Annotated in this window: 23 protein-coding genes; 10 read left to right on the top strand and 13 right to left on the bottom strand. The window is 55.7% G+C overall.

The genetic code is table 11. The features are described 5' to 3' along the window. Window positions 1–7 precede the first annotated feature (7 nt). Window positions 8–262, bottom strand: coding sequence for a BolA family transcriptional regulator (locus tag GOV38_RS19015; protein WP_171102425.1), 255 nt, complete (start codon window positions 260–262; stop codon window positions 8–10). Window positions 263–369: 107 nt separating this feature from the next. Between GOV38_RS19015 and GOV38_RS19010 the strand changes: the two genes are divergently transcribed. The 5 genes from GOV38_RS19010 to GOV38_RS18990 all read left to right on the top strand — a co-directional run bounded on the left by GOV38_RS19010 (window position 370) and on the right by GOV38_RS18990 (window position 4,408). Further along, complete coding sequence (locus GOV38_RS19010) at window positions 370–996, top strand: J domain-containing protein (RefSeq protein WP_171102426.1); 627 nt, start codon at window positions 370–372, stop codon at window positions 994–996. 35 nt (window positions 997–1,031) lie between these two features. Beyond that, a complete protein-coding gene (locus GOV38_RS19005; RefSeq protein ID WP_171209376.1) occupies window positions 1,032–1,838 on the top strand; it encodes a ferritin-like domain-containing protein in 807 nt (268 codons plus the stop codon). Window positions 1,839–1,961: 123 nt separating this feature from the next. Further along, window positions 1,962–2,567 carry an isoprenylcysteine carboxylmethyltransferase family protein gene (locus GOV38_RS19000; RefSeq protein WP_171102427.1) on the top strand — a complete coding sequence of 202 codons (606 nt, stop codon included), beginning with the start codon at window positions 1,962–1,964 and terminating at the stop codon, window positions 2,565–2,567. A gap of 145 nt (window positions 2,568–2,712) precedes the next feature. Further along, window positions 2,713–3,699, top strand: coding sequence for a cobaltochelatase subunit CobS (cobS, locus tag GOV38_RS18995; protein ID WP_171209269.1), 987 nt, complete (start codon window positions 2,713–2,715; stop codon window positions 3,697–3,699). Between the two features lie 7 nt (window positions 3,700–3,706). Further along, window positions 3,707–4,408 (top strand): aspartate/glutamate racemase family protein, encoded by a 702-nt coding sequence (locus GOV38_RS18990; RefSeq protein WP_171209270.1) that lies wholly within the window; start codon window positions 3,707–3,709, stop codon window positions 4,406–4,408. A 68-nt stretch (window positions 4,409–4,476) separates the two neighbouring features. Here GOV38_RS18990 and GOV38_RS18985 read toward each other — a convergent pair whose 3' ends face one another. Continuing rightward, window positions 4,477–5,406, bottom strand: coding sequence for a PleD family two-component system response regulator (locus GOV38_RS18985; RefSeq protein ID WP_171209271.1), 930 nt, complete (start codon window positions 5,404–5,406; stop codon window positions 4,477–4,479). Between the two features lie 563 nt (window positions 5,407–5,969). Here GOV38_RS18985 and GOV38_RS18980 point away from each other — a divergent pair. Together GOV38_RS18980 and GOV38_RS18975 are read left to right on the top strand one after the other, a co-directional pair. Beyond that, window positions 5,970–6,719, top strand: a complete 750-nt coding sequence (locus GOV38_RS18980) for an acyl-homoserine-lactone synthase (protein WP_254430573.1) — start codon at window positions 5,970–5,972, stop codon at window positions 6,717–6,719. Between the two features lie 278 nt (window positions 6,720–6,997). Further along, window positions 6,998–8,083: a PleD family two-component system response regulator gene (locus GOV38_RS18975; protein ID WP_171209272.1), complete on the top strand. Its 1,086-nt coding sequence runs from the start codon at window positions 6,998–7,000 to the stop codon at window positions 8,081–8,083. A gap of 3 nt (window positions 8,084–8,086) precedes the next feature. Here GOV38_RS18975 and GOV38_RS18970 read toward each other — a convergent pair whose 3' ends face one another. Further along, window positions 8,087–9,424 carry a cytochrome P450 gene (locus GOV38_RS18970; protein ID WP_256368676.1) on the bottom strand — a complete coding sequence of 446 codons (1,338 nt, stop codon included), beginning with the start codon at window positions 9,422–9,424 and terminating at the stop codon, window positions 8,087–8,089. Window positions 9,425–9,720: 296 nt separating this feature from the next. Here GOV38_RS18970 and GOV38_RS18965 point away from each other — a divergent pair, with 296 nt between their 5' ends. Beyond that, complete coding sequence (locus tag GOV38_RS18965; protein ID WP_171209274.1) at window positions 9,721–11,148, top strand: cell wall metabolism sensor histidine kinase WalK; 1,428 nt, start codon at window positions 9,721–9,723, stop codon at window positions 11,146–11,148. Window positions 11,149–11,159: 11 nt separating this feature from the next. Here the strand turns inward: GOV38_RS18965 and GOV38_RS18960 are convergent, their stop codons facing one another. The 5 genes from GOV38_RS18960 to xylF all read right to left on the bottom strand — a co-directional run bounded on the left by GOV38_RS18960 (window position 11,160) and on the right by xylF (window position 17,274). Further along, window positions 11,160–12,641: a hypothetical protein gene (locus GOV38_RS18960; protein WP_171209275.1), complete on the bottom strand. Its 1,482-nt coding sequence runs from the start codon at window positions 12,639–12,641 to the stop codon at window positions 11,160–11,162. Between the two features lie 132 nt (window positions 12,642–12,773). Next, window positions 12,774–14,081: a xylose isomerase gene (gene xylA / locus GOV38_RS18955; protein WP_171209276.1), complete on the bottom strand. Its 1,308-nt coding sequence runs from the start codon at window positions 14,079–14,081 to the stop codon at window positions 12,774–12,776. An 8-nt stretch (window positions 14,082–14,089) separates the two neighbouring features. Next, a complete protein-coding gene (locus tag GOV38_RS18950) occupies window positions 14,090–14,893 on the bottom strand; it encodes an ATP-binding cassette domain-containing protein (protein WP_171209277.1) in 804 nt (267 codons plus the stop codon). Further along, window positions 14,893–16,191: a sugar ABC transporter permease gene (locus GOV38_RS18945; RefSeq protein WP_171209278.1), complete on the bottom strand. Its 1,299-nt coding sequence runs from the start codon at window positions 16,189–16,191 to the stop codon at window positions 14,893–14,895. The genes GOV38_RS18950 and GOV38_RS18945 overlap by 1 nt, the downstream gene beginning before the upstream one ends. A gap of 63 nt (window positions 16,192–16,254) precedes the next feature. Continuing rightward, entirely contained in the window at window positions 16,255–17,274 is a 1,020-nt protein-coding gene (gene xylF / locus GOV38_RS18940) for a D-xylose ABC transporter substrate-binding protein (RefSeq protein ID WP_171102439.1), read from the bottom strand. 149 nt (window positions 17,275–17,423) lie between these two features. On the opposite strand from xylF, the gene GOV38_RS18935 reads away from it, so the two are divergent. After that, window positions 17,424–18,641, top strand: coding sequence for an ROK family transcriptional regulator (locus tag GOV38_RS18935; RefSeq protein WP_171209279.1), 1,218 nt, complete (start codon window positions 17,424–17,426; stop codon window positions 18,639–18,641). Further along, window positions 18,631–20,142: a CRTAC1 family protein gene (locus GOV38_RS18930; RefSeq protein ID WP_171209280.1), complete on the top strand. Its 1,512-nt coding sequence runs from the start codon at window positions 18,631–18,633 to the stop codon at window positions 20,140–20,142. The genes GOV38_RS18935 and GOV38_RS18930 overlap by 11 nt, the downstream gene beginning before the upstream one ends. Here the strand turns inward: GOV38_RS18930 and GOV38_RS18925 are convergent, their stop codons facing one another. The 5 genes from GOV38_RS18925 to GOV38_RS18905 all read right to left on the bottom strand — a co-directional run bounded on the left by GOV38_RS18925 (window position 20,143) and on the right by GOV38_RS18905 (window position 26,118). After that, a complete protein-coding gene (locus GOV38_RS18925; protein ID WP_371808525.1) occupies window positions 20,143–21,441 on the bottom strand; it encodes a cytochrome-c peroxidase in 1,299 nt (432 codons plus the stop codon). It abuts the gene before it with no gap. Continuing rightward, window positions 21,438–22,367 (bottom strand): aldose epimerase family protein, encoded by a 930-nt coding sequence (locus GOV38_RS18920; protein ID WP_371808526.1) that lies wholly within the window; start codon window positions 22,365–22,367, stop codon window positions 21,438–21,440. The genes GOV38_RS18925 and GOV38_RS18920 overlap by 4 nt, the downstream gene beginning before the upstream one ends. 21 nt (window positions 22,368–22,388) lie before the next feature. Beyond that, window positions 22,389–23,846, bottom strand: coding sequence for a xylulokinase (gene xylB, locus GOV38_RS18915; protein ID WP_171209282.1), 1,458 nt, complete (start codon window positions 23,844–23,846; stop codon window positions 22,389–22,391). Window positions 23,847–23,908: 62 nt separating this feature from the next. After that, a complete protein-coding gene (locus GOV38_RS18910) occupies window positions 23,909–25,063 on the bottom strand; it encodes a Gfo/Idh/MocA family protein (protein WP_171209283.1) in 1,155 nt (384 codons plus the stop codon). Further along, window positions 25,063–26,118 carry a sugar phosphate isomerase/epimerase gene (locus tag GOV38_RS18905; protein WP_171209284.1) on the bottom strand — a complete coding sequence of 352 codons (1,056 nt, stop codon included), beginning with the start codon at window positions 26,116–26,118 and terminating at the stop codon, window positions 25,063–25,065. The genes GOV38_RS18910 and GOV38_RS18905 overlap by 1 nt, the downstream gene beginning before the upstream one ends. Window positions 26,119–26,135: the final 17 nt, after the last annotated feature.

Below are 26,135 nucleotides of genomic sequence, written 5' to 3'. Positions count from 1 at the left end.
ACCTGCATCAGGTATCAATATCCAACGCAAGCGCATGAATACGCGGCACGATATCGCCCAAGGCCTTATGAACAGCGCGATGACGCGCGACACGTGACTGCCCATCAAATGCAGCCGCCCGAATCCGCACATTGAAGTGGCTTTCACCACCCTCTTGATACCCTGCATGGCCGCGATGGCTTTCGCTGTCGTCCACGACCTCCAGTTCAGTGGGGTCAAAGGCCGCCTGCAGGCATTCCCGAATTTCATCCGTCACAGTCATTTTTCCGCTCGACGGCAAAAAACTTGCCGCTCCCCTCTTCTACTTTCTGAGCCTTAGATTAAACTGCTGCCTCCGAGTCGAAAAGACGCGTTCGAAGGAGCAGGCCCATGACGAAATCAGATCCGTTCGGATTCGATATGTCCGTATCCAGCGCAAAGAAAAAGAAACCGCGCGGACGTCGGGGCATGTCGGGCGCGTCCGAAACTTCGGTCCGCATCTGTGACCACCCCGATTGCGAAGAACCGGGCAAGTTTCGCGCCCCAAAGGCACCTGATGTGTTGGACGATTTTTACTGGTTCTGTCAGCAGCATGTGCGCGAATATAACCAGAAATGGAACTTTTTCGACGGCACGACCGAGGCCGAGCTGAACGCACAACGCTCGAAAGACAAGGTGTGGGAGCGGGAAACCAAGCCCATGGGCGACCCCGAGGCGCGGGCCTGGGCGCGGCTGGGCATCGAAGACCCGCATCAGGTTCTGGGTGCAAACGGGACGCAGAACAAAGGCCGCACAGCCGGTACCGGTGGTCGCCGCCTGCCCCCGACCGAACGACGCGCGATCGAAATTCTCGAAGCCAATGACAGCTGGTCCAAGGCAGAAGTGCGCAAGGCCTATAAGAAATTGATCAAGGTTCTGCACCCTGACATGAATGGCGGTGACCGAAGTCAGGAAGAACAACTGCAAGAGGTCGTTTGGGCCTGGGATCAAATCAAGGACAGCCGGAACTTTAAGTGACTTTGGCCGAGCAACAGCCTCAGACGTTGACGGCCATGGCCATCGACGTGCTGACCACGGCAGATGGCCGTGAAAAAACCGCGAAGTCGCGAGACTATGCTGCGCGCTGGCAGGCCGCTCGGGCTGCGTGTGAACTGATTGAGATTGGCGCTGCAACGCCCCCCGATCACCCCTCGCGCCCGGAAAAGCCCGAACTGCTCAGCCCGCGCGATGTGCCAAAGCGCAAGCCGGGATCCCCGGCAGGGCGTATCGCGTTGCTGCATGCGGTGGCGCATATCGAGTTGAACGCTGTGGATCTGCACTGGGACATCATCGCGCGCTTTTCCCATGTGCCGATGCCCATGGGATTTTACGACGATTGGGTGAAGGCGGCCGATGAGGAATCCAAGCATTTCAACCTGATCTGCGATTGCCTTGAAAACATGGGCAGCTTTTATGGCGCCCTGCCCGCCCATGCAGGCATGTGGCGAGCGGCCACCGATACGATGGAAGATTTGCAAGGCCGCCTGGCTATCGTCCCCATGGTGCTTGAAGCACGCGGGTTGGATGTAACCCCTAGCATGATCGAAATTTTCCAGAAGGCCGGTGCAACCGACGCCGTTGATAGCCTGAAGGTCATCTATGCCGAAGAGGTCAGCCATGTGGCCTATGGGGCCAAGTGGTTCAACTTTGGCTGTGGGCGCGACAATAGCGACCCCAAAGAGGCGTTCCACGCGCTGGTCAGAAAATACTTCAAAGGCGGGCTGAAGCCGCCATTTAACGAAGAAAAGCGGGCCGAAGCCGGGCTGCCACCCGATTTCTACTGGCCCCTGGCTGATGAGTTGCCCGCTTACGTGCGCTGATCCAGCGCATAATCTGACGCCCCCTCCTTAGACGTCCTTTCTTTGTTACAAATGCCTGTTACCGCCCCGAGTATGGGCCGGTGTTCAGGCCCATATCCGATTTGTCCGAAAGGAGATTTAGATATGGAAAACCTGATCTTCTCAGTTCACGCGACGGCATTATGGTGCGCCTTGGGCGCGGCCCTGCTGCTTTGTGGTTATCTTTCCTTGAACCTGCAGCGCCCGCAACTTGGGCTCTGGCCAAGCGCCAGCGGCTGGCGACATCATACCGCCTTTGGATTGTTCCGGTTGTTTTGCGGGGCAACCGTAGTCTTTGCGTTTAGCGAGGTTTGGGTGAATGGTTGGGGCCACTGGATCCGCTATGCCATCGGCCTGCCCATCATGGTGCTGTCCTTTGGGATTACGCTTTGGGGTTATCGTTTTCTGGGCCTCGACAACACCTATTGCGAAAGCGAGGGTCTGGTGACCGGTGGCATGTATGCCTATTCCCGCAACCCTCAATATGTGACGTCGGTCCTGGCCACGGTTGGGTTAGGGATCACCAGCGGATCCTGGACAACGCTGATGCTGGCGGCGATCCTCTTCGTGATCTACTTTCTGTTTGTCCTCAATGAAGAGCGGTGGCTGCTGCAAGGCTATGGCCGCGCCTTTCAGGACTATATGCAATCGACCCCGCGCTTTGTGGACGAACGCAGTCTGATACGCGTGCGCGACGCCCTTCTCGACTAGGCTGGGCCTATCAATAAGGCCAGTTTGAAAGAATAATCCGTTCAGCTTGCGCCGGGGGCGGCTTTCCCTTGCCCTCACCCGGAATATGTTGCACCACACACAGGTTCAAACCCGGTGAACGGGCCACAGGATAAGGACAAGGCGCATGGCTGACGGATCGATTGACGTAAACGCAAAACCTACCGAAGAAATCTCGGTCCGTGATGTGTTCGGCATTGACAGCGACATGAATGTCAAAGGCTTTGCCGAGGCCACCGATCGCGTCCCAGCCATCGACCCGACCTATAAGTTCGACCCTGAAACCACGCTGGCGATTCTGGCAGGCTTTAGCCATAACCGCCGCGTCATGATCCAGGGCTATCACGGGACGGGTAAGTCCACCCATATCGAACAGGTCGCTGCCCGCCTGAACTGGCCTGCAGTCCGAGTGAACCTGGACAGCCATATCAGCCGGATTGACCTGATCGGTAAAGACGCCATCAAATTGCGCGACGGGAGGCAGGTGACCGAATTCCACGAGGGTATCCTGCCCTGGGCCCTGCGCAATCCTGTTGCGATTGTGTTTGACGAATACGACGCGGGCCGTGCGGATGTGATGTTCGTGATCCAGCGTGTGTTGGAACATGACGGCAAGCTTACCTTGCTGGACCAGAATGAAATCATTACGCCGAACCCCAATTTCCGCTTGTTTGCTACGGCAAACACCGTTGGCTTGGGTGACACAACCGGCCTCTACCACGGCACCCAGCAGATCAACCAGGCTCAGATGGACCGTTGGTCTTTGGTGTCGACGCTCAACTATCTCAGCCACGATGCCGAGACGATGATCGTTCTCTCAAAAGCGCCGCATTACAACACCGCTGAGGGCCGTAAAACCGTCAGCCAGATGGTCACCGTGGCCGACCTGACCCGGACCGCCTTCATGAACGGCGACCTGTCTACGGTCATGAGCCCGCGGACCGTAATCAACTGGGCGCAGAACGCCGAGATCTTTCGTAATGTTGGCTATGCCTTCCGACTGTCCTTCCTGAACAAATGTGACGAGCTGGAACGTCAGACCGTCGCTGAGTTCTACCAGCGTTGCTTTGACGAGGAACTGCCCGAAAGCGCAGCAAGCGCAAGCCTGGGGTAAAGCTGCTTTGCATATCGGGCTGATCGGGGGAATTGGTGTTGCTGCGACGGTGGCGTACTACCAGCGCCTGACAGCCGCAGTTTCCGCGCAGGGACAGGCGCTTGAACTGACCATTGTTCATGCCGACGTTCAGGAATTGATCCGCAACAACCTGGCGGATCAACGTGACGCGCAAGCGCAGGTATATGCCAGACTGATCGACCGGTTGAAGGCCGCAGGTGCGGATTGCGCAGCGATCACGTCTTTGGGTGGTCATTTCTGCTTTGACGAGACAGTGTCAAGATCATCGCTGCCCTTGGTTTCGGCGGTCAAGCCGCTTGATGCGTATTTCCAAACCCAGGGGTTTTCCAAAGTCGGCCTGCTGGGCACGCGCGTCGTGATGGAAACCCGTCTTTACGGTCAGCTTCAGCATACTCAAGCTGTTACATTGGACGATGAACTCGAGCCCCTTGCCCAAACCTATCAGGACATGGCGGTCGCTGGCGCCTGTAGCGGCGATCAGCGATCCCTCTTTCTGGATGCCGGACGACGCATGGTTAATGAATTGGGCGCGGACGCTGTTGTTCTTGCCGGAACAGACCTCAACCTTGCCTTTGAAGGCCAGTCACCAGGCTATCGCGTCGTCGATGCACTTGATGTTCATATCGACCAATTGGCCAAGCTGGCCGCAGGTCATCTCTCCCTGTCAGAAATCAAAGTAAGCGAATAGTCGAAAAAAAGGAGAGCGGGAGCTCTCCTTCTCTATTTAGGCTTGGTTTTGTTCGAAAACCGTTCCGATCAGCCGAATTGAGCAACCTGGTCCTCGATCATCTCGGCCATTTCAACTGCCTTATCGATCAGGAACAACGCTTCCATTTTCGAAGAGGCCTTAAGAGCGACTTCTTTTCCGACCTGGAACGCCATTGTGGTGTCTGTCGAGCTCGAGTCGGCAACTTCGCTCAGTGGTGCGCGCAATTGCCCAGGGCTGAGTTCCATTTCAGAGTCGAGCAGCAGCAGGAACACACCGTTCCCCCAATAGGTCGCAAAATTGCGTTCGTTCTTGGTCGCCATCAACAATGCGGCACCCGCAGCGCCCATGGTCTTGCGGAATTCCGCAGCACTGCTGGATTGGAAGATACGTTCAACATCAGCCACTTTGATGGCGACGATTTTTGAAACCATCGAATGCATGGTCGACAGTTGAATCACATAGTTTTCAAACTCGGAAAGACCCATACAACCCGGTAGATCGCCAAAGAACAACGGATCGCTAAGACGCATTTCGCTCGATAGTTCGGGCTCTTGCCACGTATACCCGTCTGCTTCGAATACTTCGATGGCCGCGCGTCGTTCAGCCGCCATGCGATATGCATCACCGAGGCGTTGCTTCAGATCCGAAAACTCAAACGGTTTGGTTACATAGTCTGTCGCGCCTGCCTCGAACGCTTCGTCAATGTACTGCTTTTGCACCATGGCGGTGACCATGATGATAGGCGTAAACGTGTAGCCCGGCAGCTTTCTGGCTTCCTCACACAGAGCGATACCATTCATTTGCGGCATCTGAACATCCAAAAGCAGGCAGTCGAACACCTCTTTCGGGTCATTCAAGATATCAAGTGCCTCTTGTCCACTTCTAGCGGTCACAATGTCTTCATAGCCAAATGCGGCAAGGACGCTTTCGAGAAGCTCCAGAATGCTTGGATCGTCGTCCACAGCAAGTATACGCATAACTTTTCACCAACCTCTTTGCACCGGGCATACCGAAGGCTTTTGATCACCATGAGTAGTTCGGAAATCCGGCGCGTGAAACATATAGGGTCTTAACAGTATGACTAAAGAAAGCGGCAAAAGGGTGACGTTAGATTGGCTCGCATATGTCTGCCCAAAACTTTTCGGCATTCCGGTACAGATCAGCGGGCGAACACACGTCAAACGGGAACGCTGAGGTGTTTTATCCAGAATGCAAGCCACCTCAGCACCTGATTTGGCCCGATCTTTTCGTTTCTCCACCCGCCACAATCAGACTGCGAGGCAGGTAAAACGAATCGAATTGGGAACAGTTTATTATGTTTATTTTCAATATTTTAACAGGCGCCTTCCGCGCTTGGACCTCTAAGGCCAGCATGCCCGGAGCGTTAATAACTGGGCTTTCTGTGACCCAAGTGCCACTCTACACGCCTTGAGGGAGGTGAAAGTGACACACAATCAGGAATTTCTGCCATTTACGTCACTAGGTTGTAGACAATCCGTGCTGAATCTTGTCATAAGTGTGGCGAATGTATGGGAAAAATATGGACCAACCACTCAGGTATGCGCAGGAATATCCGGCGCCGGACGCTTTTCCGGACCTGCAACCGGCCAATGACACTCGGGCCGCACCAACAGCTGGAGCGCAACGCAATTTATATGCGTTGAAGCGCAAGTCGCCGACACCTCATGGTGAAATCGGCGGGGTTCAGGCGACCGTCATGAACTTTCGCAACATCCATGAGCACGGCACTCTGCTCGCAAAATACCTTGAGATGCGTAAGCATATCTTTATCGACCGGCTGAACTGGCAGGTCGGTGAGGTGGACGGTATGGAATTCGACCAATACGACACCCCTGCATGCCAATGGGTGGTTCTACACGAATTCGGTGAGGTTCTTGGTGGGGTCAGGCTGATGCCTACCACCGCCCAATGCGGAATTTACAGCTATATGCTGCGCGATGCGCAACGCGGCATTCTGAAAGGTCTCCCGACAGACATATTGTTCATTGACGCACCCGTAAAAAGCAACGTTTGGGAAGCCTCGAGATTTTTCATCAGCGATAGTGTTTCGTCGTCGCGCAGATTGGCGATCCAACAAGAGCTTTTTCATCAAATGACACTCGCAGCCCGAGCCGGTGGCGCGACAAGAATTTTGGGAATCGTCCCTGCGGTTTGGGCGCGTTGGTCACGCCGTCTGGGTGTTGGCGCATCACCTATCGGTGCAAAATTCTCAATTGACGGGACATGGAGCCAATCGGTCTTGTTCAACATCGAGAGCTACGCCAGCTGAAAGAGATTTGTCAGCTTACCGCGCTGCAATCGCCCGCATTCTAACCGCACCTAATCTGCTCACGAGCGCGTGGCGCGCCTTGGCCTTTCGCTAAGGCTACTGTCGAAGCGCGCCTCAATAACGTCAAGAAATTACCCAAATTCTTGTGCGTTTTCTTGGATTTCGCCGCCGTTTTGTCTCAGTTGCTTCCTAGTGTGCCTAGGCTAGTCGAGTCAGAAGCGGTTACAAGTATGAAGCAGGTCAATCTCAGCAGCGATCGGTTCCAAAGCAAACTTGAGATGCGTGCACTCAAGCAGGCCACTCTCAGTGTGTTGGCCGTTGACGATGAACCCGGCATTCTTGAAATGCTCCAGTCTGCCTTGCCTGAATTGGAAAACTGTCAAGTCACGACCGCCACAACAGCCGACGATGCCTTGGAATTAATTCGAAGTGCCAAAACGCCCTTCGATTGTTTGCTTTTGGACATTCAGATGCCCGAAAAAAACGGCATCGAGTTGCTGCGCGAAATCCGACGCGAACCCGGCAACCAGGACACGCCTGTAATTATGCTCACGGCAATGGATGATCGCAAACATATCGAAGATGCGTTCCTCGAAGGTGCCTTCGATTACATCACCAAGCCCTTTGATTTCTTCGAGTTGCGCAGCCGCATGAATGCAGCACATCTGTTGATGATGGAGCGGATCAAAACGCAGACTTCGACAGCCTCGATCCGGAACCTGCGCGAAGAATTGGACCACAGTCAGCAGTTCAGGTTTGATGATCCGCTTACTCTTGATGGGCTACAGCGCTGCCTTCGTTGCGTTGAATTTAGCAACTATCTCGAACAGATGACGCGCGCGCGCCGCTCAGACACCTGGGTCACTGCCGTTAAACTGCAGGACGCTCAATATCGGTTTGATCTGGGCGACTATGGCGGCTTCCGTCGCGCCATCTCTGACATCGGAGAATGTATCGAAGGCGTAACGCGCGACAGCGAATCCATCTTCTCATATCGCGGCAGCGGTGTGTTCCTAATTGTGACCCACGGGCGCGAGTGTACCGATCAGATACCCTCAGAAGAGGTCTTGAACCAAAAGCTGGCAATGATCCTCAGCAACCGATGCGCCTCGGTCCATCTGAAAACTGTAATGAGCACGGCGGTTTCCATGCGTTCAATTTCCAAGGCCGGTGTCTCGGCAGCCCTAAACAAAGCCCTCGATCAGGTCAGCGAACGAGAGGACGCCTTTCGCAAAGGCACTATCGTACCGTTGCGCCCCGTTTCTAAGGATGTGTCGGACACAAAGAAAAAGGGCACAGGGCGTCTATTTGAAACGGTGATGCAAGAGCTTTACGGGAACAATTCCTATTTGGCTCGGAAATAAAACCTAGCTGACACGTTCGGCATTCAGGACAAGCGGCCCACTGGTGCGCATTGTGAATGTTAGAACCGGCTCGGGTATTTCAAAATCAGAAAGCGAGAAATTGATCCGCCTCAGCAGCGAGGCCATCAAGACCATGATCTCGGTTTCTGCATATTGCGCGCCGATGCATATTCTTGGGCCGTCTCCGAACGGAATATACTGCCCACGGGGCAAATTGGCATCGTTGAACCGTTCAGGTCGGTACTCGGCGGGCGCGTCCCACAGTCGCTCATTCCTGTGCAGTGAATAAACTGGATAGAAAAGCGCATCGCCCTTTGCGATCTTGATTCCTTTTATTTCAACATCTGCCGTCGCATCGCGCGCAAAGAATGCAGCCGAAGGATAAAGGCGCAGCGTTTCTTTGATATGGGCGCGAAGCAATGGCATCTTTTCAAGATCGGCAAATTCAATCGGCCCACTGGCGCGCACCGACAGGATCTCGTTTCGGATGCTGTTTTGGACTTCCGGGTTCAAAGCCAGCAAATAGTAACCCCACGCCAGAGCATTGGCCGAAGTTTCATGGCCGGCCACGACAAATGTCAGCAGGTTATCGACCGTCGTTTCCTTGTCCTCGAAATCCGTCTTCAACGCTTCGATCATGAAATCCAGAAAGTCTTGCGGCTCTTCCCGATTTTCCGCTCGACGTTGTTCAATGACCAGTCGCGCCAGATCGCGCATCTTGGTTACAGGTGCTTTGCTGACGACCCATTTCTTTCGCGGCAACCACTTGGGCAATCCCATCAGGTCAAAGAGCGAAAGATCGGAAATATAGTTAAAATAGGCGATGAGCCCAACACGGATCTGTTCAGCGCTGACCTCTTCATTTCCCGAGAAAATCACCCGAGAGATATTGGTCAGTGTAGACGCGGGCGCAATTTGAGCCATGTCCACGGGGCCTTCGTTTTCGGCCAGCGAGTCGGCTACCTCCATGCCAGTTTCGGCAAAGTGACGTGCAAGAACCGGCAGATTTCTGGCCGCGAAAAGCGGCGAATACCTGCGCCTCTGCTGGCGCCATTTTTCACCCTCAGACAAAATCAAACCGTTGCCGACGGCGGATCCGATGATGTCCTTGGTGAACTTCGCCTTTGGAAATGAGCGCCCCTGTCCAACAAGGAGTTCCGTGATCATTTCAGGATCACAAATGTAATGGATGTTCAAAGGGCCGCGAACATACGTCTCGCGCAACGTTTCTGCCGGTATGACTTCGAGCATGTTTCGCCCGGCCGATCTTGCAAATTGCAAAAGTGACACCGGTTCCTCGGCAAGCCTTGCCGAAACGGGGGTGACATCAAATTGCCTCATTTTCGTCATGCCAGCAGCGGTCAAACCGTAATTCCTTTAAGATTTTCGAGAACGCTCTGCCCCATTTACGGAGATATTTTCCGGATTGGCAACGTTATCGCCAATTTTTCGCCTCAACTCGGGCACTTAAGCAACAAGAAGTCTTTGGGCTCGACCGTTTCAACCAAACGGTTGCGCTGAACAATCATCGGGCTTGATTGATGACTATTGTCAAACTGTGAACCCAATTCCGACCAACTACGTCCTCATTGTTCAGCTAAGACCGAAACGAACGTTCGAATAACGAAGTTATTGCAATGACAGCCATCGAAGCAGCTCAACTGGCCCGGTCAAAGAACGAACCGGAAGACCGGCTACTGCAGAATATCAAAGACTACACGGCCATGAGCTTTGAGCTCTTGTGGCAGCGGCAAGCGATTTTTCTTGCCACGACGATACTGACCGCGTTCTTCTTTGATCCGATAAATGCGCTGTTGTTTTATGGCACAATCCTGATTTGCGAAGCTCAGGACCTTATCCTGGCCAAACGCGTGCCAAAGCTAAGGCCAGAACAGCACAAAGCCATCGCAATGATGGTCATGTGGATACTGCTAAACACTATCCTCAGTTCGATCGCCATTTGCTTGTACGCCGTCTCAGTCGCCTTCAAGCAAGAATCCGGTGGACATTTCACCCCTTTGTTCTTCCTTTTCGCAGCTGCCTTGTTCGCGGCGATGAACAACCATCAATTCGTTTGGGCAATGATCGTGCGACTGGCCATGTACGGCATTTCGTTCATGATCATTGTCGTCAAAGACCTGTGGGTCGTCAGGCCACCGCTGTCGTCCGAGCTTTGGCTGCATTTCTTCACAGTTGTCTTTGTAATGTACTTTCTGATCGATTGTTCGCTTGTTTTCCTCAAGCTCTATCGCAGAAATCTGGAACAGTTGGAGCGGTTGAAAGAAGAACATGAAAGAACAAAAGCGGCCTATGTCGCAAAAACCCAGTTCATATCGACAATTAGCCACGAGCTTCGCACACCCCTAACTTCGATCAAGGGGTCGATTGACCTGATAAATTCCGGTGCTTTGGGTGAGGTTCCCGACAAGATGCTGAACCTCGTGCAGTTGGCCGGAAAGAACAGTGAGCGGCTAGCCTCGTTGATCAACGACATCCTGGACATCCAGAAAATGGAATCCGGTGAGATGAGTTATCGCGAAATCACGATCAGCGCTCAGGCTTTGACCCGCGAGGCGATTTCGTCAAACCTTGGATTTGCCAGCGCCCACAACGTCGAAATCAAAGAAGATATTCCGAACTCGGAAGAACTGTTTGTGCAAGGCGATGACGTTCGTCTTCAGCAGGTCCTGACCAACATGATTTCCAACGCGGCCAAGTTTTCCTTTGACGGCGGGGAAATTACTGTCGGATGCAAGCGGATCGGCGACCGCGTGCGTTTCTTTGTCAAGGATCAGGGTATCGGAATACCGCAAGGCAGTCGCGACAAGGTGTTTGATCGTTTCTCACAGATCGACTCGTCGGACGAGCGTCATGCGGGTGGAACTGGGCTTGGCATGAATATTTCCAAGCAGATTGTCGAACACTTTGGCGGAACGATTGATTACGAAAGCACGCTTGGCAAAGGCAGCACGTTCTATGTAGATCTTCCGCTGTCCACCAAGGAAGAGCGCGCTGCATCCACTGTTTCGGTGATACCGCAAGCCAGAATAGTACCATCCGAGTAAGGCACCCGCTGCTACAAGTCCTTCAGGTCGAAGGCAGCCACTGGCTGAGCGCCATAAGACAAGCCCGCCTTGAAATGTAGCTCCGAGCCATCGACGCGCTTGATCTTGAAGGCTTTGCTTGTCAGATCTCGCGCCTCTTCGCCCGGCGGCAGTTCGCCATTCCATCCTCCAAGCGGATGATTGGCGCAGCGGTCAAAGTCGCAAAGATCGAATGTCTGAACGACCTTTACTGCACCGGGCAACTTTGTGCCTTCGCAGCGATACTGCTTTGGGAAACGGGGATCGTTGCAGACCATGTCTTGAACCTCGACGTCATCATTCCACTCGAAGCGATCAAAAGCCTCGCGCGGCGGGCCGGCATTTTCTGGATACTCGGCATTGAAGAGACCCAACAGCGTATAGCGATCATTCCATTCGCTTGTGCGCCCCTTTTTTGCATAGGTCGTCCGCGTCTGGGCCGAGTTGAAGATCGACCAGAACCCTTTGCGTGCCCGCGGTGGCATATTGCCCGTCTTGTCCGGCGGCCCCAGGAATTTGAAAACCTTGCCGCCCTGATTATCCTGCCCGATCAAACCCGGTCGGCGGTCATTCAGAACCCAGTTGGCCAGAACGATAAAGTCCCGCATCGCGACCCCATCGATCGAGAACGCGGCGTGGCAATTGTAGAACCGATTGTTGTAGATACACCAGTCCTCGGCCCCCATCTCTGGCTCGACGGCGTTATCACGGATAAAGGCAAAGCTATTGTCGTGAATGCGCACATTACGGTTCCGGGTTATACGCGGTTCTTTCTTGGTGCCCTCGATCCGCTTCTCGCGAATGTCCATTCGGATGGCATTGAACGCGTGGCTGATCTTGCAGTTTCGAACCACAACCTGGCCTTCTATGTCAAAAGCCCCCAACATCGCGCCGTTGAAAAAACTGGCGTCAAAATGGTCGCGCTTTCCCTTCACCTCGGGCCAGGTATGGCGCCCATCCCACATGTCATGATCAGGGTCCTGCACCCATGTGACGCCATCCAGAACCAGACCTTTGGTGGGTTTCTGATCTGTCTGTCGCGCATACAGGAAATACCGCCCACCTGTGCCGCTACATCCCCGCACCGTCACATCCCTGCAGGATCTGAGGTAGATCGCGTTGGGCCAGCAATTTTCAAAACTCAGGTTTTCGATCACGATATGATCTGCACCAAACAGTTTGAGAAAAGCAAAATCGCCATCCAGCGGCTCCAGCCCGCCATGTCGCCCGTCATCGCGTGTTTTTCCACCGTCCAGCACCGCGCGGCCCCGGCGTGGCCCGCGAATTGTGATGGGGTGCGTTTTGGTTCCCGAAATCGCAATCACCGCAGGGGTGGGATAGCGGCCCGGCAAAAGCTCAATCGTATCGCCGGGCCTGGCCTTGCCAATCGCCGTTTGCAGATCAAACGCCCAGTCAGACGACTGATCTGTGTTGTCGCGTCGACGCAAGCTGGGGGCCGCAAAAATCAATGCCATAGCGTATCCAATCAATTTTCCTGAAACAGGAAAATTGAACGAAATTCGACCGCGCGGCGCAAGTGTTTTGCAACAAGGCGGCACCAATGGCGCGGCTCACCGGACCTCTTACAGGATACTGATGACCAGCGGTTAGACGAACCTATTGACGTAGTTTTCCAGTTTCTCTTGCCGACCCGAGCGCGGATCCGGGTTGATCCCCTGGTCCAAGACGCGCGCGGTGATCTGGCCCAGATCGCTGTCCAACATCGCCTCAGCTTCCGGGTCGGACCAACCCGCATAGCGTTCGCTCAGCGCCGCCTCCAAACCGCCATCCTCGATCATCGCCGCAGCAGCTTTCAGACCACGAGCGCAGATGTCCATCCCACCGACATGAGCAGCCACCAGATCCTCGGCATCAATCGACTGACGGCGGATCTTGGCGTCAAAGTTGGTGCCCCCGGTGGTGAAACCTCCATCCTTGAGGATGTGGTAATAGGCCAGCGCCACCTCGGGCGTGTTGTTGGGGAACTGATCGGTATCCCAGCCCGACTGGTAATCGTTGCGGTTCATGTCGATCGACCCCAGCATCCCTTCTGCCGTGGCAACCGCGATCTCGTGTTCGAAACTGTGGCCAGCCAGAATGGCGTGCCCCTGTTCCAGATTCAGCTTCACCTCATTCTCAAGCCCATACTTTCTTAGGAACCCGATGCAGGTTGCGGCGTCGTAATCATATTGATGTTTTGACGGTTCCTGCGGTTTTGGCTCCACCAGAATGGTGCCTTTGAAGCCGATCTTGTGCTTGTATTCGACAACCATGTTCAGAAAGCGGCCCATGTGATCCAACTCGGCCATCAGATCCGTGTTGAGCAAGGTTTCATACCCTTCACGCCCGCCCCACAGCACATAGTTTTCGCCGCCCAGTTTATGAGTCGCATCGATGCACGATTTTACGGTCGCCGCAGCAAAGGCAAACACGTCTGGATCAGGATTTGTACTGGCGCCTGACATCCATCTGCGGTGGCTGAACATATTGGCCGTGCCCCAAAGCAGCTTGGTGCCGACCTGCTGCATTTTCTCACCGATATAGTCGGTGATTTCGTTCAACGTGCGCAGATTGTCAGCGAAATTGCCCTGCTCGGGCCGAACATCAACGTCGTGCCAGCAGAAGTAAGGCTGCCCCAGAATGTCAAACATCTCAAAGGCGATGTCCGCCTTCAGACGGGCGCGGGACATGTCGTCTTGCGGGTACCAAGGGCGCTCAAAGGTCGGGCCCCCAAACGGATCGCCCCCTTCCCATGCAAAGGAATGCCACCACGCGACGGCAAAGCGCAGGTGATCTTCCATACGCTTGCCCATCACGATTTCGTCTGGGTTGTAATGGCGGAAAGCCAGCGGGTTCTTGCTGTCCAATCCTTCGTATCGAACTTTTTCGATACCCTCAAAAAAACCGCTGGTCATGGTCTTACCTACTCTGTTTTTTGTCCTGGTTGCTTGCCCAGAATAATCATGGACAGCAAATCGTCATCTGTAACGTCGGCGATGTCGACCGTTCCAACCAGTTTCCCGTTTTTCATGACCGACGCGCGGTCACACAGTTCCATCACCGCATGTACATCATGGTCGATCAGGAATATTCCGATCCCCTGCGCCTTGAGCTGATGGATCAGATCCGCCACCATCTGCGTTTCATGAGGGCCCAAAGCTGCGGTCGGCTCGTCCATGATCAGGATACGTGCATTGAAGTAAACCGCCCGTGCGATGGCAACCGACTGTCTTTGCCCACCCGAAAGCGCCGAGACCGGATCGTTGAACTTTTGAAAGTTCGGATTGAGCTGCGCCATGATCTTGCGACATTCGGCCTCCATCGCGGCATCATTGACCAGACCCATTGGCGTGATCATCTCGCGCCCCAGAAACAGGTTCGAGGTCGCATCCAGATTGTCGGCCAGGGCAAGCGTCTGATAGATCGTCTCGATATTGTTGGCACGCGCATCGCGCGGGTTGCCGATCTCGACCGGTTTGCCATCAATCAGGATCTCGCCCTGATCCATCTGGTAAGCACCCGACAACACTTTGATCAGCGTCGATTTCCCCGCCCCGTTATGGCCCAGAAGGCCAACAACCTCACCGGGATAAAGATCGACAGAGACATGATCCACCGCCTTGATCCCGCCAAATGAGATCGAGATGTCCCGCATCTCAACCAGGGGCGGTTGGCCAGAGCCACGACCAGAACTTGAAACCTGATTTTGAGTGTCCTGCGTTTCCATCACTTGGCCCCCAATCGCTTGCGGTAGACGATGTCGATATAGACAGCCAGCACCAGAACGCTGCCGACAACGATGTTTTGAAACGGAGCATCAACCCCGACCATGGCCATGCCCGATTGCAACGCTTGCATGATCAACGCGCCCAGTATCGCGCCGTAGATCGTTCCAAGACCACCGGACAATGCGGTGCCTCCGATCACGGCCGCCGCGATCACCCGCAGTTCGTCCAGCGTCCCTATATCGTTCGAATGGTTGGCCAGACGCGCCGATGCGACAACGGCTGACACGGCACACAGAAAGCCCATCAAGGCAAAGATCTTTACGGTCAGCAGGCGCGTATTGATCCCCGAAAGCTCTGCCGCGTCCGGGTTCCCTCCGGTGGCAAAGATATACCGCCCAAACCGGGTTTTGCGCGCCACGACTGTCAGAGTGACGGCAACAATGATCAGAATAAGGACCGAAATCGGGATACCATATCCAACGACCAGCCCCTCGGGCATTACCTCACCCCGCGCCTCAAACATGCGCTCTAGCCGGCGCGTCGGGATCGCATAGCTGTTGACGATGTAGACATATCCTAGGATGGCGATCGCGATGATGGCCGCCAAAGTTGCCTCGGCCCAAACGGGTTTGACCGGGAAACCATGTGCTGCCTTGGCGCGCCGACTGCTCCACAAGGCCCAGATCGCTACCGCCGTCGCGGCAAATCCAAACAGCCAGCTTGTGGTTGTGCCCAACGTACCGTTGGTGCCACCAAACATGAGGAACGTGCTGTCCAGCGGGCCAATGGTCTGACCGCTGGTCATGTACCATGCCACGTTTCGCCAAACCAAAAATCCGCCCAATGTAACAATGAAGGCAGGAATTGTCAGATAACCCACCATCCATCCGTGGAACGCCCCGATCAGAGTGCCGACAAACAGACCAACGACAACGGTTATGGCCCATGTCAGCGGATTGTTCAGGCCCATGCCCAGGATGTTCGGCAATAGCTCGGTCTGCGTCATTGCCATTACGGCTGAGGTGGTCGCCAAAAGCGCACCGACCGACAAGTCGATATGTCGCGTCACGATGATAAAGACCATGCCACAGGCCATGATGGCCACCGAGACGGTCTGAATGGACAGGTTGAACAGATTCCGGGGTGTCAGAAAACGCCCGTCAGTGACGATGTTGAACCCGATGCAAAGGATGACAAAGGCGCCGATCATACCCAAAAGCCGCATGTCCAGTTCCAACTGCTGGAACAGGTTCTGCTTTGCTTTTTGAGGTACCGGCTGAGACGAAGTTTCGGTCATTTCCGATCTTTCATGTTCAGCAAAGGGTCCCTGGCCCAAAGCGCGGGCCAGGGACTTTTAGGTTTAGTTACAAGGTGCTGGGCCGTTCTCGACGCCCTGGCACAGATCCTCCAGAGGGATCCAGCCAGCATCTACAACAACCGACAGGTTGTCTTGTGTGATCGGAACCGGTGCCAGGAAGACCGAGTTCATTGTCGTGCCACCCGGCGAGGTCCAGCTGATTGCACCATCAACATCGCTCGGGCTTGTACCACCACTCAGGGCAACAGCAATCTCACCTGCCGCTTTGCCAAGCTCGCGCGCGTCTTTCCAGACGGACACAGTTTGCGTGCCCAGCGCAACCCGGTTCAGCGCCGCGTGATCGCCATCCTGACCCGAAACCGGAATACCTTCCATGCCTTGCGCGGTCAGCGCCGCAACAACACCACCCGCCGTGCCGTCATTCGAGGCAACAACCGCGTCAACGTTGTTTTCATTGGCGGTCAGGATCTGTTCCATGTTCCGCTGCGCGTTGGCTGGAAGCCAGCCATCGGTATAGGCTTCGCCGACGATGACGATGTCACCGCTTTCAACTGCGGCCTCGATGATCTCTTGCTGGCCACCGCGCAGGAAATCTGCGTTCGGGTCAGTGGGCGAACCCTTGATCATCACATAGTTGCCTTTGGGCATTGCTTCAAAAACGGCGCGCGCCTGCATGCGACCAACTTCGACATTGTCGAATGTCAGATAAAAGGCGCGATCGTCTTCGATCAGACGGTCATAAGCAATCACTGGAATGCCTTCATCCGCAGCCGCCTGCACGGCGGGGCCAATGGCCTGCGCGTCCTGCGCCAGAATGATCAGGGCGTCGACACCCTGCGCAATCAGGCTTTCGATATCCGCCAATTGCTTGGCGGAAGACGATTGCGCATCAGCCGAGATATATTCGGCACCTCCCGCCTCAAGCGCGGATTTGATCGCAGCCTCGTCTGTTTTCCAACGTTCTTCCTGAAAGTTGGACCAGCTTACGCCGACGACTGGCTCGGCGAATGCAACTGTTCCAAGCAGAACTGCAGCGGCCGAAAAACCGAGAATTCGTTTCATGATTTCCTCCCAATTGTCGAGCCAACGTCCTTGATTCGTGGCCCTCACGAATTTGGATAGCATATTTATTTCAGTCGGTAAAATATTTAGTGTTCAAAACCCTCCCACTTGGCTAAAAATGGGTAAGCTGCAGGAATCGGAACGGTAAGATGCTGAAAAGCAATGCTTCTCTAAAAACACTGGACCAAAGAAATGTAACGCGGCTTCGCGTTTTGGATCACATCAGGACGCGCGGATCGATTTCGCGGATCGACATCGCATCTGCTTTGAATACCAGTCCGGCAACGGTCACCGCTGCAACAGCCGATTTGATTTCAGCAGGCTTGATCCGGGAAGTTGAAGGCAATGCAAACCCGAATGCGGTAAAGCGTGGACGACCGCGTGTCTTGCTGCAGTTAGACGCAAGCGCCCATCTCGTTGCAGGGATAAAAGTGGCCCGTCAGTTTATCTCGGCCATTCTGGTAGATTTTGAAGGCAACGAAGTCGTCACGCATGAATACCCGCTGCAGAAGGCAAGAATGACGCCCACCGAGTTCGTTCAAACCATCGGTGCCGCATTGGATGAAACCTGTGCCAAATTTGGTGTCAGTGCCGATGCCGTGGCTGGTATTGCAATAGGTGTGGCCGGGCTTCTCGATGCAGAGCGAAACTTCGTCCATTGGTCCTCTTCGATCACCGAGCGCAATGTCGATTTCAGTAAACTGCTGACGGACGCTTTGCCCTGCCCAGCCTTCATTGAAAACGACGCAAACCTTGTGGCCAAGGGCGAGCAGCTTTTTGGTATGGGCAAGGGATTGAAGAACTTTCTGGTTGTGACGATTGAACATGGTGTTGGGCTGGGTATCGTCCTGGATGGCAAACTATTCCGTGGGGAACGCGGTTGCGGGGCCGAGTTCGGTCACCTCAAGGTGCAGCTCGATGGTGCATTGTGCCAATGTGGTCAGCGCGGCTGCCTCGAAGCCTATGTGGGCGACTATGCTCTGATCCGGGAAATGACCGTAATTGAGGCCGGTGAACAGTTGAAATCCGTCTCTGATATTTTCCAACGCGCGCATGCCGGCGATGATCGCGCTGCGTCCGTGCTTGCGCGCGCAGGCCAGGTGTTTGGGCTTGGAGTGTCCAATCTGATTAACCTGTTCGATCCCGAATGTATCATTCTGTCTGGAACCCAAGCCAATATCGACCACCTGTGCACCGATGAGGTGATGAACCGTATCGAACGCGGCGTGGTGAAGGTTGATGCCCCACTGCCTGAAATCAAGATACACCATTGGGGTGACCAGATCTGGACCAAAGGGGCCGCCGCATACGGAATCGAGCAGGTCTCGATCCTAAAAGTGAACGAGCTTGCCAAACATGCGTCTTAGTCCGGTTTTCACTCTTATCTTTGCAACAGCCGCAACTGCCCAGGTCGCGCTGCCAACGTTCGAACAGATCGCAATTCCCGAGCATGTCTATGACGGCGGATGGGAACACTTTGTCGGCGGGGGAGTGGCGGTGTTTGACTGCAACGGTGATGACCTGCCAGAGCTTTTTGTGGCCGGGGGATCCAACCCGGCGCAACTGTTCCTGAACACCTCGCAGAATGGGGTCTCATTTCGCAGCGCCACTCCCGACACTTTGACCTTAACCGGAGTCTCCGGGGCATACCCGCTGGATATCGATAGCGATGGCCTGATGGATCTGGCAATTTTGCGAGTCGGTGAGGATCTGCTGCTGCAAGGCAAACCAGACTGCGCCTTCGCGCCCTTCGAAGCCATAAGATTTCAATCCGCAGACCATTGGACAACCGCGTTCTCCGCCACTTGGGAGGCGGGCCAAACCCTACCGACTCTGGCCTTTGGCACCTATGTCGATCGGCTCAACCCAGATGGGCCGTTCGAAGCTTGCGGACCAACGCTGCTCTATCGCCCCGCAGGTACAACCTATGCAGAACCGCAGCATCTGACACCCGGCTATTGTGCGCTTTCCATCCTGTTTTCCGACTGGGCGCGGAGCGGGCGGGCAGATTTACGGGTCAGCAATGACCGGCACTATTACGTCCGAGGCGGCGCAGAGCAGATGTGGGCGATGGAACCTACGCCCCGGCTTTATTCTGCGGATGAGGGATGGTTGCCCTATTCGATCTGGGGCATGGGCATCGCCTCGCGCGATTTGACGGGCGACGGATACCCTGAGGTTTTTTTGACGTCGATGGGTGATCAGAAGTTGCAGGTGTTCGACCCGGTCGCGGATGGCCCGACATGGCGCGATGCGACCTATGACAAGGGGACCACGGCGCATCGACCGCATGTAGGGGAGGATGGACGGCCTTCGACCGGCTGGCACGCACAGTTTGCCGACGTCAATAATGATGGGCGTGACGATATCTTCGTGGCCAAAGGCAATGTCGAACAGATGCCGGACGCAGCGATGAGCGACCCCAACAACCTGCTTTTACAGCAACCCGATGGGCAGTTCGTCGAAGCCTCGGTGGATGCAGGTGTCGCCTCGATGTCCAAGTCACGCGGCGGAGCGGTTGTGGATCTGAACAACGATGGGCATCTGGATCTGGTGGTCGTGAACCGCGGCTCTGCGCTGGAGGTGTATGAGAACCAGACCGGCCCGGGAAACTGGCTGCTTGTTGAGGTCGAGCAACCTGGGACAAACCGCGCAGCCGTAGGAGGGTTCATAGAAATCGAAACCGAACAGGGACTGCAAACGCGCGAAATCACCATTGGCGGCGGCCATGCTGGTGGCATCGCGGGCCAGCATCATTTCGGCTTAGGCGACGCGGTTGAGGCCCGGTTACGGGTGATCTGGCCCGGTGGCACGGTTGGCCCATGGCAGAACGTAGCGCCCAATCAGATCATCCGCATTCAACGCTGATCATTGGTCGATAGGCAAACCGCTGGGCACCTGTTTCGGGACTCCCAGGCGAAGGGCCGGATCCTCAAGACTACCTAGAAAACTTATGATATCGCCGATTTCGGCGTCGCTCAGTTGGATCGGTTCCAGATCATTGGACGCAGCTATTGCATCGACAAGGGACGCGTCCAGCATCGGCTTTTCATCCTCAGCGCCGGGGAATTCGGGCAAATGCGCCGACGCCACGGCGTAGTCCCGCAGCGACTGCACCGGATCCAGATGATGGCGGACGACATCTTCCAACTCGGCATAGGCTCCGCTGTGCCCATAGGGCGCGGTCAGCGTAACGTTGCGCAGGGACGGCGTTCTGAATGCAAAGGCGTCGTCTGCATCACCAGTGACGCGCAATCGCCCGTCATCGCGGGCATGGTTTTCAAATCGCGCAGCTTTGCCCGGCCCGATCTGCGGCATGGCAATGGAATGAAACCCGTGATCTGTCTGGAACCAGCCGGAATGGCAGCTGCTGCACCCGGCTTCGCCATAAAATAAATCCATGCCGCGCTGCTGAGCGTCCGAGAGGTCGCCTGCACCACGCATTGCCCGATCAAACGCACTGTTATCCGCGCGCCACTCGAACGCGATAAAGTCGGCGATAACGTTGGCGATACCGGTAAATGAAATCTCATCGCCTGGATAGACGTCCTGAAACCGCTGCTGGTATTCTGGGATCTCGGCAACGCGCGCAGCGATCAAATCCCACGCACCACTTTCTTGCGACAGAAAGCCCAGCCGCACAGCTTGACTGATTTCGTTCTCCGAATAGTGTCCGGCCATTTCATCAGGCGACAGAACCGGGAACATGGCCTGTGCCGCCAGCGCAGATTGGAATCCCGATCTCATATGCGTGCTGAGCGGTGTTCTGATCCCGTCCGGTTCACCTGGCGCGGCCTCAAGCCGACCATCGTGAAAGAAGGTCGTGAACTCGGTTGCACCGAGGTTCCAAAGACCCGGAGAATTGCGGGGTATTCTCTGTTCCGGCAAGTTTTCGGGGTCAAGAACCCGCCCATTCCCAAGCCCTACCCCACCCTCGCCGATCCCCAGCGACAAGCCGTCCGTGGTTCCAAGATCGGGGTGATGACAGGTGGCACAGCTGATGTTTCGATTGCCCGACAGGATCGGATCGTAGAACAATAGCTGGCCCAGCTCGACCGCATTCAGATCCAGCTGCGGAAATTCGGGCTTGGGGCCAAGGTCCAGCGCTATTCCGACCGAACCCGTCAAACACAGCCCGGAAACCGCGCCGACCAAAACACGTTTCACACCCGATCCTCCACAATCTCCAAGACCAGCTTTTGATAGTAGGGCTTTTCAGGCGAGTACAATACTGAAGGGAATGACGGTGTGTTGACCGCATTAGGATAGCCCGACGGCTCGATACACAATCCGGCGCTATCCCAAAACGGATCAGACATCTGCGCCGCCGAATAGACCTGTGCCCCAGGTTGGTCGGAATAGACCCGCAATGTCAGACCGGATTCCGCAACAAGCTCGGCAACCGCTTCGTTGGTGGATCGCTTAGCATTGAAAACGAAAAAACTGTCCAGACCCTCTGCGCAGTCACCAATCGGACGCTCAGCAGTGAAGTCCCGCGTTGACCCCTTCACCTGGTGAATTGGCCCGTTTGCAACACCCTGAGCGTCGGTGGCCAAAATTCGGTCGGACATGATCCTGAGATGTGCATCGGTCATACCGCCGAGATTACCCAGAGTATAATAATTGTGCTGCGCGATGCTGATCGGAGTTGGCCGATCCGGCTTGGCCGTTATTTCGTAGGTCAGGCGCGGATATTTCAGCGTCACACGAACCTCAAATGCCACCAAACCGGGAAAACCACATTCCCCGTCTGGCGAGGCGTAATACATCACAGCCTGATTGCCGTTGGATTGTTGAATTTGCCAATAGCGGCGCGACAGAGCGTTGAAACCGCCATGCAAGCTATTCGCACCTTCATTTGCGTCCAATAGGTATTCAGCATCGTCCAGTCGGTACCGCGCCCCGCCGATCCGGTTGGCGACCCGTCCCACGATAGCGCCAAGATAGAACGGGTCTGACAGGTAATCCTGCGGGTCTTCATACCCAAGGATCAGCGGTGTTTCATCCAAAACCCAGCTTTGCGTGATCGCGCCATAGTTCAGCAACGAAGCCGACATGTCGTGATCTCTGAGAGTAACGCGTTCAATCTGCACGGCTTTGCCCCAGGCCTTTGTCTAACGCGCGGCCAAAGGGGCCACGGCTTTGTAATACTGCCTATACCGGTGATACGTTTTTTCATAGGCATCCAACAACTCGGGGCGCGGCTCTATATGTTCGGCAATCGATGGTGCAACCATTACGTCGCTTGGGGTGGCACCTGTGACCGCACAAGCCGCCAATCGCGCAGCGCCCATCGCGGCCCCGAACTCACTGCCTTCGGGCAGGGCGAGCGGGACATCAAGCACCGTCGCAAGGGTTTCCAGCCAGAACCGGGATCGCGCGCCCCCGCCCACAGCCAGCAATCGGCTTGGCTCCGTGCCCGTAGCTTTGAGCGCTTCAAGGCAATCGCGCATTGCGAAACTCACACCTTCCATCACCGATTGGGTCAAATCCGCCGGTTCCGATGACACGTCGATCCCAAGAAAGGCACCCCGAATGGCGCTGTCATTATGGGGCGTGCGCTCCCCCGACAGGTAAGGCAGGAACGTGATTGCAGAAGGACCGTTCACTTGATCAGGCAGCGCTCCAGCCAAGGCACTGACAGGTTGGCCGAGATTGCGCGACAACCAGTTCATGCTGTTTGTCGCCGACAGGATAACCCCCATCTGGATCCACCTGTCCGGCACCGCGTGGCAAAAACAATGTACCGCTGTTTCCGGGTCGGGCGCATAAGCGTTCTTGGCGACCAGCAGCACGCCAGAGGTGCCCAGAGACAAAAAGCCCGTGCCTTCGTCAATCGCCCCGATACCACAAGCGGCGGCGGCATTGTCACCAGCACCACCGGCAACGATAACCGGCCCGGACATCCCCCAATCATGCAACAACTCGGCCCGCACTTCACCACCTGGCGCATTGCCCTCAACCAGATCGGGCATCTGGCTGGCGTTCATATGGCTCAGCTCCAGCGCCTTGTCAGACCACGCGCGCTGCCCAACATCCAACCAGGCGGTTCCCGCGCTGTCGGACATCTCGCTGATGAACTCTCCCGTCAGCCAATAGCGCAAATAGTCTTTCGGCAGGAGGACCTTGGCTGTCTTGGCAAATATGTTGGGCTCGTGGGCCCGAACCCAAGCAAGTTTGGGCGCGGTAAAGCCGGGAAAGACGATATTCCCTGTGATCGCGCGCATGTCCGACAGGCCATCCAAAGCAGAGGCCTCATTGGCCGAGCGGGTGTCATTCCATAAGATGCACGGCCGCAGAACCTGCACCGCCTCATCGAGCAGGGTCGCCCCGTGCATGTGGCCGCTCAGCCCGATGCCACGGACCGAAGCCAGAGCGTTTGGGTTCGCCTGTTTCAGACCTGCGATGACGCGCTGACAAGCCTCAACCCAATCCGCAGGATCCTGTTCCGACCACCCCGGCGACGGGGTCGAGGTTTCTATTGCGGCCTCAGCCTCAGCGATGATCTGCATCTGATCATCGACCAGCAGCCCTCGCAGGCCCGAAGTGCCCAAATCCAGACCTAGAAACATGTTTGATCCTTCCCGATCACGCGCTTTTCAAGACAGCCGATGCCAGCCGCAATAGAACTCGGTCAATCCAGCTTGACCCAAGCTGAGTTGCGCGCCGCGCTTTGGACACAGGCACCTACGAATTTCACACCGCTCAGCCCATCCTGAACTGTTGGATAGACAACTGACGCATCCGGCGTCTTGCCGTTTCGATGCGCTTGAATGGCCTCTGCCGCTTCGCTGTAGATATTGGCAAACCCTTCCAGATAACCCTCGGGATGGCCCGGAGGCACGCGGCTTATGCGGTTTGCCGCATCCCCTGCCCCAGCCCCGTTTCGGGTGATCAGGCGCTTGGGTTCGCCATAGGGAGTGAACCACAGATAGTTCGGATCCTCCTGCGCCCATTCCAGACCCCCCTTGTCACCATAGACCCGCAAGCGCAGAGCATTTTCATTGCCGGGTGCCACCTGCGAACACCAAAGCATCCCCCGCGCACCGCCCTTGAAGCGCAACATGACATGGGCGTTGTCATCCACAGGCCGCCCGGGCACAAAGGCCTGCAAATCGGCGGCCAGGCTTTCGGCCTCCAGCCCTGTGACAAAGCAGGCCAGGTTATAGGCGTGCGTTCCGATATCCCCGGTTGATCCCCCCGCGCCGGAACGTTCGGGATCGGTGCGCCATTCGGCCTGTTTGAAATCCTGCTGTTCGGTCAACCAGTCCTGTGGGTATTCCACCTGCACCACACGAATGGTGCCGATGTCGCCATTGGCCACCATCTCTTGCGCCTGCCGCACCATCGGATAGCCGGTGTAATTGTGGGTCAGGATGAACAGAGCGTCCGAGCTTTCTGCTGCTTTGACCAGCTTTTTCGCGTCGCTCAGAGTCGAAGTCAGTGGTTTGTCACAAATGACATGAATGCCCCGTTTCAGAAACTCGCGCGCCGCCGCATAGTGAACATGGTTGGGCGTTACGATTGATACCGCTTCGATCCCTGATTTAAGCCGGGCCTCACGGATCGCCATCTGCTTGAAGTCATCATAAATTCGCGCAAGCCCCAAAGCCTCGCCGCTGGCCTGCGCTTTTTCCGGCGTCGAGGACAATGCGCCAGCGACAAGCTCGAACTTGTCGTCCAGTCGCGCGGCGATACGATGTACGCCGCCGATAAAGGCGTCGTTGCCACCACCGACCATACCAAGGCGAATGCGGCCCGCGTTTTCTTCGCTACGTCCAGTAACCATCAGTCGATCCCCAGCATCTTGCGGTTTGCAGCCTCATCGGTTCCGCCATCTGCGAAATCGTCAAACGCCTTTTCTGTAACGCGGATAATATGATCCGAGACGAATTGCGCCCCTTCCCGCGCGCCGTCCTCGGGGTGCTTCAGGCAGCATTCCCATTCGACGACCGCCCAGCCATCGAAGTCATTCGCGGCCATTTTCGAGAACACAGCCCCAAAATCCACCTGCCCATCGCCCAGCGACCGGAACCGGCCTGCACGGTCGACCCAGCTTTGATAGCCCGAATAGACACCTTGCCGACCGGTTGGATTGAACTCGGCATCCTTGACGTGGAACATTCTGATCCGGTCTTTGTAGATGTCGATATTGTCCAGATAATCGAGGCACTGAAGGATGTAATGTGACGGGTCATAGAGCATGCAGGCCCGTGCATGGTTGCCGGTTCTTTCCAGGAACATCTCATATGTGATGCCATCATGCAGGTCCTCGCCCGGATGGATCTCATAGCAGACGTCAACGCCGCACTCTTCGGCGTGGTTCAGGATCGGCAGCCAACGGCGCGCAAGCTCATCAAAGGCGGTTTCAACCAGACCGGCCGGACGTTGTGGCCAGGGGTAAAGATATGGCCAGGCCAGTGCGCCAGAAAAAGTCGCATGCGCGTTGATCCCCAGGTTGCGCGAGGCAGACAACGCCTTTTTGACCTGTTCCACCGCCCATTCCTGGCGGGCTTTTGGATTGCCCCGAACGCTTTCGGCAGCAAAGCCGTCAAAGGCGGTGTCATAGGCAGGATGCACCGCAACCAATTGCCCCTGAAGATGGGTCGAAAGCTCGGTGACTTCGACGCCGTTCTCCTGCGCCTGCCCCTTGAACGCGTCGCAGTAGTCCTTGCTGGTCGCCGCAGTTTCAAGATCAAACAGCCTGTCGTCCCAACTGGGAACCTGCACCCCCTTATAGCCGCATTCGGCCGCCCATTTGGTGATCGCGTCCCACGAGTTGAAGGGCGCCTCGTCTCCGGCAAACTGTGCCAGAAACAAAGCCGGGCCTTTGATTGTTTTCATGGTGTTTCCTCCCAGAA

The sequence above is a fragment of the Ruegeria sp. HKCCA5839 genome (assembly GCF_013035585.1).
Taxonomy (GTDB): Bacteria; Pseudomonadota; Alphaproteobacteria; order Rhodobacterales; family Rhodobacteraceae; genus Ruegeria.
The sequence above is the reverse complement of the archived record's forward strand: the minus strand, read 5'-3'. Positions and strand labels throughout refer to the sequence as shown.

Bases quoted from the DNA above. Each gene is read 5' to 3' on its own strand.
- GOV38_RS19015 (WP_171102425.1), bottom strand. From the start codon at position 262: ATGACTGTGACGGATGAAATTCGGGAATGCCTGCAGGCGGCCTTTGAC.
- GOV38_RS19010 (WP_171102426.1), top strand. From the start codon at position 370: ATGACGAAATCAGATCCGTTCGGATTCGATATGTCCGTATCCAGCGCA.
- GOV38_RS19005 (WP_171209376.1), top strand. From the start codon at position 1,032: ATGGCCATCGACGTGCTGACCACGGCAGATGGCCGTGAAAAAACCGCG.
- GOV38_RS19000 (WP_171102427.1), top strand. From the start codon at position 1,962: ATGGAAAACCTGATCTTCTCAGTTCACGCGACGGCATTATGGTGCGCC.
- cobS (WP_171209269.1), top strand. From the start codon at position 2,713: ATGGCTGACGGATCGATTGACGTAAACGCAAAACCTACCGAAGAAATC.
- GOV38_RS18985 (WP_171209271.1), bottom strand. From the start codon at position 5,406: ATGCGTATACTTGCTGTGGACGACGATCCAAGCATTCTGGAGCTTCTC.
- GOV38_RS18980 (WP_254430573.1), top strand. From the start codon at position 5,970: ATGGACCAACCACTCAGGTATGCGCAGGAATATCCGGCGCCGGACGCT.
- GOV38_RS18975 (WP_171209272.1), top strand. From the start codon at position 6,998: ATGCGTGCACTCAAGCAGGCCACTCTCAGTGTGTTGGCCGTTGACGAT.
- GOV38_RS18970 (WP_256368676.1), bottom strand. From the start codon at position 9,424: ATGAGGCAATTTGATGTCACCCCCGTTTCGGCAAGGCTTGCCGAGGAA.
- GOV38_RS18965 (WP_171209274.1), top strand. From the start codon at position 9,721: ATGACAGCCATCGAAGCAGCTCAACTGGCCCGGTCAAAGAACGAACCG.
- GOV38_RS18960 (WP_171209275.1), bottom strand. From the start codon at position 12,641: ATGGCATTGATTTTTGCGGCCCCCAGCTTGCGTCGACGCGACAACACA.
- xylA (WP_171209276.1), bottom strand. From the start codon at position 14,081: ATGACCAGCGGTTTTTTTGAGGGTATCGAAAAAGTTCGATACGAAGGA.
- GOV38_RS18950 (WP_171209277.1), bottom strand. From the start codon at position 14,893: ATGGAAACGCAGGACACTCAAAATCAGGTTTCAAGTTCTGGTCGTGGC.
- GOV38_RS18945 (WP_171209278.1), bottom strand. From the start codon at position 16,191: ATGACCGAAACTTCGTCTCAGCCGGTACCTCAAAAAGCAAAGCAGAAC.
- xylF (WP_171102439.1), bottom strand. From the start codon at position 17,274: ATGAAACGAATTCTCGGTTTTTCGGCCGCTGCAGTTCTGCTTGGAACA.
- GOV38_RS18935 (WP_171209279.1), top strand. From the start codon at position 17,424: ATGCTGAAAAGCAATGCTTCTCTAAAAACACTGGACCAAAGAAATGTA.
- GOV38_RS18930 (WP_171209280.1), top strand. From the start codon at position 18,631: ATGCGTCTTAGTCCGGTTTTCACTCTTATCTTTGCAACAGCCGCAACT.
- xylB (WP_171209282.1), bottom strand. From the start codon at position 23,846: ATGTTTCTAGGTCTGGATTTGGGCACTTCGGGCCTGCGAGGGCTGCTG.
- GOV38_RS18910 (WP_171209283.1), bottom strand. From the start codon at position 25,063: ATGGTTACTGGACGTAGCGAAGAAAACGCGGGCCGCATTCGCCTTGGT.
- GOV38_RS18905 (WP_171209284.1), bottom strand. From the start codon at position 26,118: ATGAAAACAATCAAAGGCCCGGCTTTGTTTCTGGCACAGTTTGCCGGA.